The sequence below is a fragment of the Flavobacterium sp. JAS genome (assembly GCF_020991455.1).
In the GTDB taxonomy this organism is placed as follows: Bacteria; Bacteroidota; Bacteroidia; order Flavobacteriales; family Flavobacteriaceae; genus Flavobacterium.
In genome coordinates this window covers 131,998-144,755 of the sequence record NZ_JAJMOX010000014.1, presented here as the reverse complement: position 1 = coordinate 144,755, position 12,758 = coordinate 131,998, and the positions used below count along the sequence as shown (strand labels likewise).

Genomic DNA, 12,758 nt, shown 5'->3' with positions numbered 1-12,758 from the left:
TTTTTACGCAACCTTTTTAAAAGAAGTTCATCTACCAATTATAACCTAATAAAATAATGATGAAAAAAATAATGCTAAGCTTGTTTATAGCTTTTGGATTTAGCGCCTGTTCTCTTAGTAATGATGATAATACAAATGTAGACTGCGGAACATATTCTGATGTTTCGTTCACAGGATATCCTTTTTACTGCAACTATAGCATGGTAACAAACCAAACTACTCCTGCGGCTCTTGTAACAATTTCACAAGAAAAAATGGAGCAGTATTTTAAAAAACATGACAATACCTGCCCAAACTCAAGTAATCCAACAATCGATTTTACTAAAAACTTTTTGGTTGGAATTTTCTCCGGATTAAAACCTACGAGTGGTTATACCATTAAAATTACTTCGATCATTGAAAACAAATGTCAACTGGTTATCAATTATTACGAAAAAGCACCTTTACCTGGTGAAACAATATCATCTGCTGCAACTTATCCTTCAGATTTTATTTTGATTCCTAAAACTTCGAAACCAATTGTTTTTAACAAAACAACAGAGAGCCCTGACAATATTGTAATTGGAAGTTTTAATAACAAATGTACCGGAGCTGATTGTCAAAGCTTCTTTCAAATAAACGATTTTAATATTCTGAAATTTCAGAATGTAGTTGCCGGAGGATATGATTTTAATCAATACAGATATACTTCAACAACTAAAAGAGGTGATTATACAGCGCTTTTAAAAAATGTTCCGTCTGAAATTTTAAGTATTCAGGGGCAAACTAAAACATACGGATCTCCAGATTCAGCTGATCAGGGTGGTGTATATTTTGAACTTCGCCAAGGTATAAAGATTACCAGAATTTATATCGACAATAACGATACTACAGATCAGGGAACTGAAATCAAACTTTTCAAAAAAGCAATTAAAGATAAAATCGCAGGCTTAAAATAATCAGATTATGAAAAAAACTTTCTTATTTCTTATTGTACTTTGTCTTTTCTCTAGTGCATATTCATTAGAATCGACATCGTTAAATTCTGGTTCTATCGTAAATACATGGACCTGGGAAAAATCTATTGGCGGGGCTAATAATCCGTATACCTCAACTCCAAAAACTATTGGTTTTAATAAAAAAATAGTTTTTACTCCAGAAGGAAGAGTAATCACTTATAAAAATGATATAGAGATTAGAAACAGTACTTATCAAATAGAAAAGGGAATTGGCATTTTTGATCAGTCAGAACATGACTTAATTAGCTTTGAAGGCAAGACTTACATCATAGAAAAGCTTGACAATCAAAATCTAACAATCGTAAGCAATAATCAAGACGCAGCTCGTACTATTTATAAAAGATAGTTTTGTAAGCTTATAAAAACTATTTTTGCAAAACCAAATTTAACCACTTCTTGAAAGACGATTTAGAAAAATACATCAAGCTTTGCCTGAAAAATGACAGAGAAGGACAACTGAAAATTTATCAGTTGTTCTCTCCTGTTCTATACGGTATTTGCCTGAAATATATGAAAAACGAAGACGATGCCAAAGATGTATTTCAGGAAGCATTTGTAATTGTCTTTCAGAAAATTGGCCAATATAAATTTGAAGGAAGTTTTGAAGGCTGGCTAAAACGTATTTTCATCAATAAACTGATTGAAACTTTAAATAAAAAGAAAAAAGAAAGTTTCTTCTTGGATGTTTTTGACCCTGATACTGATTTTGTCGAAGAGGAAGAATTAGAAGCAATCCCAATCGAACAAGAAAAACTCTTAGAATACATTCGGGATTTACCAGATCAGTACAGGACAGTTTTTAACTTGTATGTTTTTGAAAAAATGAAACACAAGGAAATCGCCGAATTATTAAAAATCTCTGAAGGAACATCAAAATCAAATTTAAATAGAGCCAAGCACATTTTGCAGAAAAGAATTTTGAGCATAAAAAATTTTAAAATAGCATGAAAAAGCAAAATATAGAAGATATTTTTTCATCAATGGAGGACTTTTCAAGTGTTCCGCCGCCTGAACTATGGGGGCAAATTGAAGAAAAATTAGACAAACCTAAAAAGAAAAAAAGAGCTATTCTTTGGTGGTCGGCTGCGGCATGCCTACTATTAGGTTTGTTGCTTCCTTCTGTTTTACATTTCACTTCTAATTCAGAAATCAAAAACTTAAATAACGGCGCTTCCGATGCTAATAAAGTTGTTATTGAAGAAAAAAATGGAGAGAATAAGAATGACTTAAATAATACTGTTATAGCTACTCCGGAAAATAATACACGGAAAAATGATCTTGAAAAAAATGATCTTAAAAAAGATCAAAGGGACAAAAATGAAATAGAGAAAAATTCAAATGCATCTGAAGGAGAATCATCATCATCAAAAAACACAATCAATCCATCAAATACCATTTATCAAAAACCGGAAACTGCAGTAGCTCATGCTGATTCTGAAAATAAATCAAAAGACAACAATAGACTTCCTAAATCAAATATTGAAAAAAGAAAAGCGAATCAGGCTGTAGCCGAGCAAATTTTTGTAACAGGAAAAGGAGATTCTTTTAATTCTGTTTCAAAATACCAACTTCCCAATACTAAAAAGACAGCTACGGATAAGATTCTTTCTGAGAAGACATTTAATTCAGGAAAAACAAATGGATTTAATTCAAACTCAAAAAATCAATTGTCAAATTCTATTTTTGAAGATAAAACAACTGCAAAAAACAGCAGTAATATTGCTTTTTATTCATCAAACCCAACTTTGAATAACAATCAAAACGCATCAAATAGTAATAATAAAACGATTCAAAAAGCGGAAACTCAAAAAGTAGAAGCAATAGATTATTCTAAAAAAACTATTATTGCCAGCAATGAAAAGAGCAATTCAAAATCTGGTAATTCACTTAGTAAAGTAGATTCTGTTCAATTGGCAGAACTTCAAAATCTGGAAAAAGATATCGTAGCGGTAACACCGGAAACTAAAAAAGAGAAAAAAAACAAACCTGTTTCTAATGCCGAAAAATGGGCTGTAGAAGTTTTTGCTGGTATTGCAAATTCTGAGAACCACAAAAACGATAAAACATTAGGTTACTCAAACGATTCTAAACAAGGTAGCACTTATGGTGTTAAAACAAAATATAAAATCACCAATAAATGGGCTGTAGGCTCCGGTTTTAAAATTAATGAACTAGGTCAAAGCATCGCAAATGTTTCTTATATAAACTCAAAAAATATGGCTTCATTTGCTCCTGCGGGGTATTATAATGCTAACGCATCTGTTACACCTGCGCAAATAACGAACAACTCAAATTATGTTTTTGTTTCAAATAGCACTACTGATGCCTTAAAAATGAATGATATTCAGAGCGAAAATTTACAAAGTGGAAATATAGATCAAAGCCTTAAATACATCGAAATGCCATTAGAGGTTTCCTATGCGGTATTTACTAAAAATAAAGCAAGCATTAGTTTAAATACAGGAGGATTTGTAGGAAAGCTGATTTCTAACAATGTATCACTTGATGGTAACTCAATTGGGGATAATGTCAATGCAAATGACTATGTTTATGGCTCTACTTTAAGCAGTACTTTGCAATATCGTATTTATAAAAAAACAAATATTTTTGCAGAACCTGCTATAAATTATTACCTTAATCCCTTGAACAATCAATCTTTTAACCAATTCCAATGGGGATTGAATTTTGGATTGAATGTTACATTCTAAGGAATATTTGCCTTTTTACGACAAAAAATGCAGTCCTTTTAAAAACAAACTTTAAACCCATCTTCTCAAAATGATACTTAAAAATCAGTGGTTAAATCAAAAATCTATCCCTAAGGATTTGAATTTAGCCAAAGAATTGGTCTATGATTATTTTGATTTTGATTGTTCAGAACCTGTTCCCGTGCCTGAAAGTGCTGAGTATAATGCCTATCAGTTTTACTTAGACAAAAAATATATTTGCTATCGGGAAGCCAAAATCACTCCAATAAAAATTGGTCAGTTTGTAACTTTATGGAAACGGAACAAATCCGAAATAATAGAGCCTTTTGATTTTTCTGACGAAATTGATTTTGTAATCATTAGCGCAAGAAAAGAAAATCGTTTTGGGCAATTTATTTTCCCGAAAGCCATTTTACTGGAAAAAGGAATATTCTCCACAAAAACAAAAGAAGGGAAACGAGCAACACGTGTTTATCCGCCGTGGGATGAAGCTATAAGTCCGCAAGCCAAAAAAACACAGCAATGGCAATTGCGCTATTTCTATGAAATAAGTCCTGAAATAGATTTTGAAACCTTTACAAGATTAATTCAATCCTAAATAAAAAAGGCATCCGCCGAAGTGGATGCCTTTTTAATACATTCTATTTTATTTATTTTTTTATAACCTTATCACTAAAGATTACCTTATTATTTTCGGTTAAAGTATAAATATAAATCCCCGATTGTAAATTATTTATTGGAACTACAGTTGTATTTTTTTCCTGCCCTCCGCTAATATCTACAGAATTTCCAATCAAGCGACCCTGAAGATCGTAAAGTCTTAATTTCAAATTCTTATTTCCTTCAGTTTTTACCACAACATTCAGTTGATCTGTTGCCGGATTAGGGTAAGCTTTAATAACATAACCATTCTTAGCTTCAAAATCAATCGTTGATAAAACATCTGCTTTCAATGCAAAACGAGCAATCACAGGTCCGTGATCTGAAGTCGTATTCGTATAATTTGTAATATCAGCTCTAGGATCATAAACAGCAGTTGAATTTGGAATGTATTGATCTGTTAATTCATTAGATATAATGATATGATCTAAAAATCCACCTGAACTTAAAAAACTATAAGCACCTGCTTTACTAATATCTAAAGTAAGAGCATTAAAATTAGTAACATCATCAACCATTACCTGATATGTAGACGGATTATTTGTGCCTACAACTGATTTTTTCACATCATCATTAAAGTCTCCTAAAATCATCAAATTTGCTTTTGAATAATATGTATTCAAACTATCAGCCAAAACTTTAATATCGTATTTACGCATATTGTATTTAGACATATCTGATCCGCTATTAGCACGAGCATGAATATCTACCAAATTAATAAGCTTTTTTACTCCACCAACATTGGTTTCGATTTGCACCATATAAGGCAAACGTCCTGAAGCGAAAAAGCTTTTTTGATCGTCTGGATAATCCGCCAGAGTTACTGATCCGTTACGGACTTTATCATAAAAATCCTTAAACATAACACGGGTATTTTTTACAGTAGCGGTTTGTGTATTGTAAAGTACTACCAATTTTTGAGGAGGAAAAGTTGGTGATGGTGCATCAAAAGAATAAGACCATGATGGCGAAATTGTTTTTTCGAATGTTTTTCCGTTAATATTTAATTTCGTAATTAACTCATCCAAAGCAGCATCATTAGATACTTCCTGAACTACATATACATCCGCATTTAGCTTGTTCATTACTTTGGCAACATTTTCAATTTGCACATCATCATCTGTTGGTCCAAATTCTACTCCGTCACTTCCTTTTACATCAGAAGCAAAAAACTCTAAGTTATACGTTACCACATCAAAAGTATCAGCTTTTAGTAAAGAAGAACCTTTAAGAGATCCTATTTCTTTATTTAACGAAGTTCCCATTACAGCTATCTTACCTAAAATACTTAATTCTTTTACAGTAGGTGTAAATCTTACATAAACTGTTTTTCCTGCTAGCGCATCAGCTTCAGTAACAGCGACACTCGACTGGAATACACTATTATCTAACGAAATCTGATAATTTGCAGGTGCAGTAAGTGTAATATCATTGTAACCAATGGCTTTAAATATAAATGACTGACTTGTAGAAATACTATTTTGAGCCACTTCTCCAAAATCTAAAACAGGGTTTGAAACTACATAACCGGTTTCATTAGTAATCGCAATATCATCCAATGACCATTCGGCAGCATTATTAGTTCCTGAAGCGGTAGTTTCATAAACCCAGGCAACATAAGTATGATCTGTTTTATAAGCGCTTAAATCTATATATTGAGATTGAACATAAGTTCCTGTAGTTGTTGGAAAGCTTCCGTTTATCGCTGTCCATGTAGCATTTTCCGGATTACCTTTTCCATCATAATCAACAGAAACCATTAATTTCAATTCTGGTCCTGCATAAAACTTACGGGAATAAAAAGACAATAATGGCAATTGAGTAAAGTTATTCAAACGTAATCTAGGCGAAACTAACCAGTCTTTACTAGCTCCACTTTCAGAAAATCCATTCATTAAAACGGCACCAGTTCCTGAATTTACATTTCTTGCAACAGTTGTATAGGCCCATTTATTTACTGTTCCTGCCACATTAGATTGTGTCCAGCCACTATTTGTTAAAACACCTGCATCGTTAAATCCCTGAACGTATGGATTAATTCCTATTCCTGATAACGTAACAATTTTAGCGGTTGCTCCAGTTGATTCATGAGTGATTTCAGCAGAAAAATTACCCACTGCATTTGGCGTAAAATGAACATAAACAATTTGATTTACAGCTAATTCGACAGCCGTAAATGTTACCGAAGATCCAAAAGTGCTGTTATCTTTAGATAAAGTAAAATTGGTCGAAGAAGAAGTCGCTACAACATTATCTGAAAGATTTGAAGCCTGAATTTGATAACTAAAACTATCAGAATTAAAACTTGCCTCAGAAAATCCTAAATCAAGTGAAGAAACTGTTGTTGATAAAGACGGAACTACAACATTTGCAGTTGTAACATCAACTTTAGCAACATTGGTTTGTATGTTTCCATAAGAATCTTCAGAAACAGAGAAAACCGAATATGCTGTATTAATACTCAATCCTGTAAAACTTTTTACATATACCTGAGATTGATCTGTAACATCCAAAAATCCTGCTTGCAAAGCTGCAGTATCATTAGCATCAAGACCCGCTTTTACCTGAGCAATAGTTGGCGTTGTGCTTCCTGAAGGCAATAATACATAATATGTTTTTCCTGTTTCATTTAATTTATCAGAAAAATCAAAACTAGCAGTTGTGATATTATCTGCTTTTGGATAACCTGCCTGACTTACAGGTGCAATATTATCACTTCCAATAACAATATTGTCTATTGCAAATGATGGTCTTGAACCTGCTCCCGACTCTTGTCTGGAAATCCATCGTACTTGAACTATAGGCTGATTATCACATTCGGAGGGTAATGTAGCTCTTATTGTTATCAAGTTCTGAGGACTTGTAGTTGCAGTTACTTGTTGTACTGTATTATTAATATATGTGGTTTCTGGCAAAGTAATAAATGCATTAGTTGTCCCAACACGATATTGTAAAACCATTTCGTTTTTACGACTTGACACCGGACTTCCAGGCAATCCATAAGGATTACGAATTGTCATCGCATCATATTTAATCTGTATTGCCGAATAACCTGTAGTATTAAAAGCAAAACCTATAGTAAAATCTAAAGTACCCGTATTCAGAAAACCAATTTTCCCGGTATAGTTATATATGTCTCCAGTTCCAGTTGCAGCAGTAGGTGCAGAACTAGACATAATAGCTGTCATAGTTTTATCAGTTAAAGCAGCATTTGTTTTAAAAGTTGACCCAGGCGATCCAGCAGCTGTCCATCCTTGAAATCCATCCGGATAAGTAGTTGGCTTATCAGTTAATCCATCAAAATTCTGTGTATAAGGCAACGCTTGCGGTGCAGGCATTGTCTGGGCAAAAAGATTTACCGAAAAGCAAAAAAAACTTAAAAAAGCCATCAGATGGCGTGCAGCGTAAATGTTCTTCATATAATTAAAAATAGAGTTTTTAGAAATCAAATTTATAGTCTTTAAAGTTAATAGAATATTATAAAAACATGAAGTAATTGTAAGATATTATTTTAATTACTGTCAGTAAAAATAAAACATTTCACAAATAAATAAACTTTTCTAATTCCGAAAACAACAACGAAATAACTAAAAAAACAGATTGGTCGTTTAATATTATTTGAAACTTCTTCATTTTTCTCTACATTTCTTGCGCTATCTGCAATTTCTTTATTTCGATTAGGGCCAACTATAACTTCTTTTTTATGATTGCAAAATACTCATCAAAATTGTAACTTTAGGAGAATTCTAAACTCACTTACAATGAACTTTTTCAACATAAAAACAAGTTGGTCAAACGCAGAATTTATTCCAATAAAACTATGTATAGCGTCTGCATATATTTTAATAGGAAGCTATTTTCATAATTTTTTCAAAGATTATTATACGCCATTGCTTGTTATATTTGGTATAACCGTAATCTGGTTCTTTTTTGCATGGCTAAAGAAAATGAAAGCTTCAAAACAGTAATAAATACACCTTAGAATTATTTACTTTCTGAAACAAAACTATCTTTGCAGTCTAAAAATACGGCATGCATCAACATTTTATTCTTTTTAAACCTTACGGCTATCTGAGTCAATTTATATATGAGCTAAAAAGAAAGAAAAAGCTTTTGGGCGAATTATATGATTTCCCCGAAGGAACGATGGCGATTGGCCGTTTGGATGAAGATTCAGAAGGATTGCTTTTATTAACTACTGACGGAAAAGTAAGCGAACAAATAAGAAGCAAAAAAGTAGATAAAGAATATTATGTTCAGGTTGATGGTGTTATTACTCTAGAAGCCATTGAACAATTGCAAAATGGTGTCGAAATTGGTTTCGATGGCGGAAAATATAAAACCAAACCATGCTCTGCTTTTATTGTAACCGAAATTCCTGATTTTGGACCAAGAGCCAAAAAAATACGAGACGAACGCCATGGACCAACCTCATGGGCTTCAATAACTGTAAATGAAGGAAAGTTTCGTCAGGTTCGAAAAATGACTGCGGCAGTTGGTTTTCCGACTTTAAGATTAGTTCGTGTGCGTATAGGAAATGTATATTTGCAAAACTTAAAAGCGGGAGAAGTTCTTGAAGTTTCCGATTTTAAATTAGATAATGTGCCAATATGAGAATTAGATAATTATTGCAAACTCATAATTCATAACTTATAATTCATAACTCAAAAAATAATGCTAAACGTTGTTCTTGTAGAACCTGAAATACCTAATAATACTGGAAATATTGGACGATTATGTGTAGGTACAGAAAGTAGATTACACTTAATTCATCCTTTCGGATTTGTGATTAATGATAAAAACCTGAAACGTTCGGGTTTGGATTATTGGGTGCATCTTGACGTAACTGAATATCAAAATATAGAAGAATGGATTGCGCAGATTCCTGATCAGTCACGTGTTTTTTTAATGAGTTCTCATGCAGATAGATCTTATCTTGAAACTGATTTTCAAGACGGAGACTGGTTGGTTTTCGGAAAAGAAAGCGTTGGCTTAAGTAAAGAAGTTTTAGCTCGTTTTGAAAATCATCTAACCATTCCGATGTCAAAATTAATCCGAAGCTTTAATATTGCTAATTCCGTTGCTTTTGTAGTTGGTGAAGCTAAGAGACAGATTGGATTGAAGGTTTAAGATGGAGAAAATAGTTACTGTAAATGAAGCCTTGCAAAAAGGAAAAATCAGACTTGTTCACTTACCAATGCTGATTATTTTTGGGATTATCATACTAAGTTTCATTCTAAACGCAAAAGAAATTATTCCTGGATGGGTTATTCCAATAGGTTTCATCATCGGCTTTCTTTGTGGTTGGTTAACTTGGAGTTATTTTGTGAATAAATGGAAAATTTGGGCATTTGAAAATGTACGAAATGTTCACGAGTTAAAACAAAAAGCAATTGATCAAAGACTAATTTGGGAAAGTGATAGTTGGTTTGAAAAAACTGAATTTAAAACTCTACAGCAAAAAACAAAACTAAAATCATTAGAAAAAAAATTTCTTGAAAAGGATATTTATAAAGATGATCTTAGTGTACCTAAACAAACGATCATTTATTATTCGAAAACTTCTTTAATTTTTGTTTTAATTATAAGTTTAGGAATGATTTGTATTGGATTATATTTTCTTTGGAACGGAGATTATGTTCCTTCACTCCTTTTCTTTTTTGGTTTATATCTAACTTACGATCAAATTAAAAAACTTAGAGACAATGAACCTCAAGTTATAATTAATGACAAGGGAATTAAGTTAAAAAACGAAAAACTAATTCCGTGGAATAGAATACATAATGACAAAGTATTCACAAAAACAAGTGGAAAAAGCTCTACAAATTATCTCGCGTTTAACAACGAACTTGTAGATATTGGTGAGTTAACAATTAAATTTGATGAATTAGAAAATTTACTTCATGTTTATCGGGTTCGTTTTGAAAAGAATAATTCTTAAGTAATCACAAACTTCCCTTTTTCGGCATCAAAAATAATATGTTCGTCTTTGAATAAAGTGGCGAAACTGCCTTTTGAAATTAAATTACAAGGTTCGTCCTGAACTACTAAATCTGGCGTCATAATAATCATTTCATCGCTTAATTGTATGGCCAAATCAATATCATGTGTTGAGAACAAGATACATTTTTGAGTTTCCTGTGTTAACTTCTTCAACAATTTAAACAATGACACTTTGTGCAATAAATCAAGATGCGTTGTAGGTTCATCCAAAATAATTAACGGTGTATCTTGTGCCAAAGCTCTAGCAATTAAAACCTTTTGTAATTGTCCGTCGCTAATTTCGAAATGCCTTTTTTGAGCTAAATGTTCAATTTGAGTTAATGCTAATGCTTCCTGAACTTTTTCGATATCAGCTGGAGTCAAAGTGCCAATCCAGTTTGTATAAGGCTGACGACCCAAAGCCACTAACTCAAAAACTGATAAATTACTTGGTGGTAATTTTTCTGTTAAAACCAAACTTAAATTTTGTGCTAAATCTAAAGGCTTGTAAGTGCTTATATTTTTATCATTCAAAAAAACATTTCCTGCCAAAGGATGTTGAATTCCAGTAATGGTTCTCAACAAAGTCGATTTCCCGATTCCGTTTGCTCCAATTAAGGAAATGAGTTTTCCGGAGCTTAGATTCAAGTTCAAACCCTGAGCTATAGTCACAGTTTCTTTCTTGGACTTATAGCCAATACTTAAATTTGAAGTTTTTAGGATTTTACTCATTGCAGTATATTTTTTAAACACATAGAAACATAGTTTTTTCTTTTTTCAGAAAGGTAATTTTAAAATTTACTTGTAAATTATCACATAGCTTATGATGCTAAAACTTTGGCAATAATTTATAATGTTCGTTAACAAATGTTTTTTGACCTTCTTTAAAAATGTTAAAACAATTAAAGTTAACTATTATTCCTTTTGGAGCTTTTAAGAGTTTCATATAGGTTAAAAGTTGAGCCTCATGTATTCCACTTATTTCCGAAACAGATTTTAATTCCGCAACAAAACAATTTTCAATAAACAGATCACATCTAAGATCTGCATTTAACTCCTTATTTCGATATAGCAAAGGCACTTTCATTTCGGTAACAAAATTTATCTTTCTATATATCAGTTCTTCCTTTAAACATTCGTGATAAATACTTTCTAATAATCCTTTACCAATTGCTTTGTGGACTTCAATACGAGCTCCGATTAATTCGTAGCTTAATTCATCTAAATATTTTTGAGTAACCATTAATTTTTAATTAAAAAAGAAACTTAACGTTCACCATCTATGATTGTTTAAAAAAGTGAAACGCCTTTTGTAGATCCTTTAAATCTATGCTTCTAGGTGTTAAAAAACTAAGACACGAAATATTTGTAAGTTTTTACTGAAAATTTCTTTTTCGCATTAACAGCCAAACCACAACTGGTGCACCAATTATAGAAGTGATTGCATTGATTGGCAATGTGGTATCTAACCCCGGTAATTGAGATGCCATATCACAAAACAACATGATTATTCCACCATAGAAAAAAGTGCTCCAATATAAAATAGCGTGATTACTGGTTTGAAAAGTGAGCTTTGCAATATGCGGAACTGCAAGGCCTATAAAAGCTACAGGGCCTGCAAAAGCTGTAATACTTCCGGCCAAAATACTCGTTGCAAAAATAATGACAAGTCTAGCTTTCTTGTAATTTAAGCCCATACTCTTAGCGTAATTTTCACCTAGTAACAATGCATTTAATGGTTTTATACTACTCGCACTCAAAAGCAAACCAAGACCAACACAAATTGCCAGAATTGAAATAGAAGTCCAGGAAAGATTTCCCAAACTTCCTAACGACCAGAAAGTGAATTTCTGCAATTGTTCGGCCGAACTAAAATAGGTCAAAACCCCAACAATGGCATTTGTAAAACTAGCAAACATAAGTCCTACAATTAAAATTGCCATAGTATTTCGCAAATGTTGTGCTACTAACAAAACCAACATTAAAACTGCTACACTGCCTAATGTCGACGCCAAGACGATCCCGTATGGTGATAATAAGATTGAATTTAAAAATGGCGGCAATAAACCGGCACCTAAAATTACAATCGCCACCGCCAAAATTGCTCCCGAGCTTAACCCTAAAACATCGGGTCCTGCCAATGGGTTTCTAAACAATGTTTGCATTAACAATCCGCTTACTGACAAGCCAACCCCAACTAAAACTGCTGTAATTGCTTTTGGTAAACGATAATTAATAATGATATATTCCCAAGTTGATTTACTTGCCTGACCTCCTGTGATACTGGTATAAACTTCCTTAAACGGAATCGTAACCGACCCCAAACTAATGTCCAGAAAAAACATAAACAGAAGCACTAAACCAAGTACGGAAAACAGGATTATATTTCGTTTTTTATTTACCAATGCTC

Annotated in this window: 12 protein-coding genes; 8 read left to right on the top strand and 4 right to left on the bottom strand. The window is 32.5% G+C overall.

Annotation, left to right across the window (positions count from 1 at the left end; all coding sequences use genetic code 11):
• Nucleotides 1-56 precede the first annotated feature (56 nt).
• From LPB88_RS20630 to LPB88_RS20610, 5 genes are all read left to right on the top strand, one after another.
• Entirely contained in the window at nucleotides 57-938 is an 882-nt protein-coding gene (locus tag LPB88_RS20630) for a protease complex subunit PrcB family protein (protein ID WP_230717553.1), read from the top strand.
• A 7-nt stretch (nucleotides 939-945) separates the two neighbouring features.
• The gene (locus LPB88_RS20625) at nucleotides 946-1,344 is read left to right on the top strand and encodes a hypothetical protein (protein ID WP_230717552.1); all 399 of its coding nucleotides are present in this window, start codon (nucleotides 946-948) and stop codon (nucleotides 1,342-1,344) included.
• Between the two features lie 50 nt (nucleotides 1,345-1,394).
• The gene (locus LPB88_RS20620; RefSeq protein ID WP_089352958.1) at nucleotides 1,395-1,946 is read left to right on the top strand and encodes an RNA polymerase sigma factor; all 552 of its coding nucleotides are present in this window, start codon (nucleotides 1,395-1,397) and stop codon (nucleotides 1,944-1,946) included.
• On the top strand, nucleotides 1,943-3,706 hold the full coding sequence (locus LPB88_RS20615; protein ID WP_230717551.1) for a hypothetical protein: 1,764 nt from the start codon (nucleotides 1,943-1,945) through the stop codon (nucleotides 3,704-3,706). Before LPB88_RS20620 ends, LPB88_RS20615 begins: the two co-directional genes overlap by 4 nt.
• A 70-nt stretch (nucleotides 3,707-3,776) precedes the next feature.
• Nucleotides 3,777-4,304: a MepB family protein gene (locus LPB88_RS20610; RefSeq protein ID WP_230717550.1), complete on the top strand. Its 528-nt coding sequence runs from the start codon at nucleotides 3,777-3,779 to the stop codon at nucleotides 4,302-4,304.
• Between the two features lie 52 nt (nucleotides 4,305-4,356).
• Here LPB88_RS20610 and LPB88_RS20605 read toward each other — a convergent pair whose 3' ends face one another.
• On the bottom strand, nucleotides 4,357-7,785 hold the full coding sequence (locus LPB88_RS20605; RefSeq protein ID WP_230717549.1) for a T9SS-dependent choice-of-anchor J family protein: 3,429 nt from the start codon (nucleotides 7,783-7,785) through the stop codon (nucleotides 4,357-4,359).
• Between the two features lie 613 nt (nucleotides 7,786-8,398).
• Between LPB88_RS20605 and LPB88_RS20600 the strand changes: the two genes are divergently transcribed.
• From LPB88_RS20600 to LPB88_RS20590, 3 genes are read left to right on the top strand one after another with little or no spacing between them, the layout of a single operon-like run.
• Nucleotides 8,399-8,980, top strand: a complete 582-nt coding sequence (locus LPB88_RS20600; protein WP_230717548.1) for a pseudouridine synthase — start codon at nucleotides 8,399-8,401, stop codon at nucleotides 8,978-8,980.
• Between the two features lie 60 nt (nucleotides 8,981-9,040).
• On the top strand, nucleotides 9,041-9,496 hold the full coding sequence (locus LPB88_RS20595; protein ID WP_230717547.1) for a tRNA (cytidine(34)-2'-O)-methyltransferase: 456 nt from the start codon (nucleotides 9,041-9,043) through the stop codon (nucleotides 9,494-9,496).
• Nucleotide 9,497: 1 nt separating this feature from the next.
• Nucleotides 9,498-10,307 (top strand): hypothetical protein, encoded by an 810-nt coding sequence (locus tag LPB88_RS20590; RefSeq protein ID WP_230717546.1) that lies wholly within the window; start codon nucleotides 9,498-9,500, stop codon nucleotides 10,305-10,307.
• On the opposite strand, the gene LPB88_RS20585 is transcribed toward LPB88_RS20590, so the two are convergent.
• The 3 genes from LPB88_RS20585 to LPB88_RS20575 all read right to left on the bottom strand — a co-directional run bounded on the left by LPB88_RS20585 (nucleotide 10,304) and on the right by LPB88_RS20575 (nucleotide 12,753).
• Nucleotides 10,304-11,080 carry an ABC transporter ATP-binding protein gene (locus LPB88_RS20585; protein WP_230717545.1) on the bottom strand — a complete coding sequence of 259 codons (777 nt, stop codon included), beginning with the start codon at nucleotides 11,078-11,080 and terminating at the stop codon, nucleotides 10,304-10,306. The two genes, LPB88_RS20590 and LPB88_RS20585, sit on opposite strands and share 4 nt — an antisense overlap.
• Nucleotides 11,081-11,177: 97 nt before the next feature.
• On the bottom strand, nucleotides 11,178-11,591 hold the full coding sequence (locus LPB88_RS20580; RefSeq protein WP_230717544.1) for a GxxExxY protein: 414 nt from the start codon (nucleotides 11,589-11,591) through the stop codon (nucleotides 11,178-11,180).
• Between the two features lie 133 nt (nucleotides 11,592-11,724).
• The gene (locus tag LPB88_RS20575) at nucleotides 11,725-12,753 is read right to left on the bottom strand and encodes an iron ABC transporter permease (RefSeq protein ID WP_230717543.1); all 1,029 of its coding nucleotides are present in this window, start codon (nucleotides 12,751-12,753) and stop codon (nucleotides 11,725-11,727) included.
• Nucleotides 12,754-12,758: the final 5 nt, after the last annotated feature.

Bases quoted from the DNA above. Each gene is read 5' to 3' on its own strand.
- LPB88_RS20630 (WP_230717553.1), top strand. From the start codon at position 57: ATGATGAAAAAAATAATGCTAAGCTTGTTTATAGCTTTTGGATTTAGC.
- LPB88_RS20600 (WP_230717548.1), top strand. From the start codon at position 8,399: ATGCATCAACATTTTATTCTTTTTAAACCTTACGGCTATCTGAGTCAA.
- LPB88_RS20605 (WP_230717549.1), bottom strand. From the start codon at position 7,785: ATGAAGAACATTTACGCTGCACGCCATCTGATGGCTTTTTTAAGTTTT.
- LPB88_RS20585 (WP_230717545.1), bottom strand. From the start codon at position 11,080: ATGAGTAAAATCCTAAAAACTTCAAATTTAAGTATTGGCTATAAGTCC.
- LPB88_RS20580 (WP_230717544.1), bottom strand. From the start codon at position 11,591: ATGGTTACTCAAAAATATTTAGATGAATTAAGCTACGAATTAATCGGA.
- LPB88_RS20615 (WP_230717551.1), top strand. From the start codon at position 1,943: ATGAAAAAGCAAAATATAGAAGATATTTTTTCATCAATGGAGGACTTT.
- LPB88_RS20610 (WP_230717550.1), top strand. From the start codon at position 3,777: ATGATACTTAAAAATCAGTGGTTAAATCAAAAATCTATCCCTAAGGAT.
- LPB88_RS20595 (WP_230717547.1), top strand. From the start codon at position 9,041: ATGCTAAACGTTGTTCTTGTAGAACCTGAAATACCTAATAATACTGGA.
- LPB88_RS20590 (WP_230717546.1), top strand. From the start codon at position 9,498: ATGGAGAAAATAGTTACTGTAAATGAAGCCTTGCAAAAAGGAAAAATC.
- LPB88_RS20625 (WP_230717552.1), top strand. From the start codon at position 946: ATGAAAAAAACTTTCTTATTTCTTATTGTACTTTGTCTTTTCTCTAGT.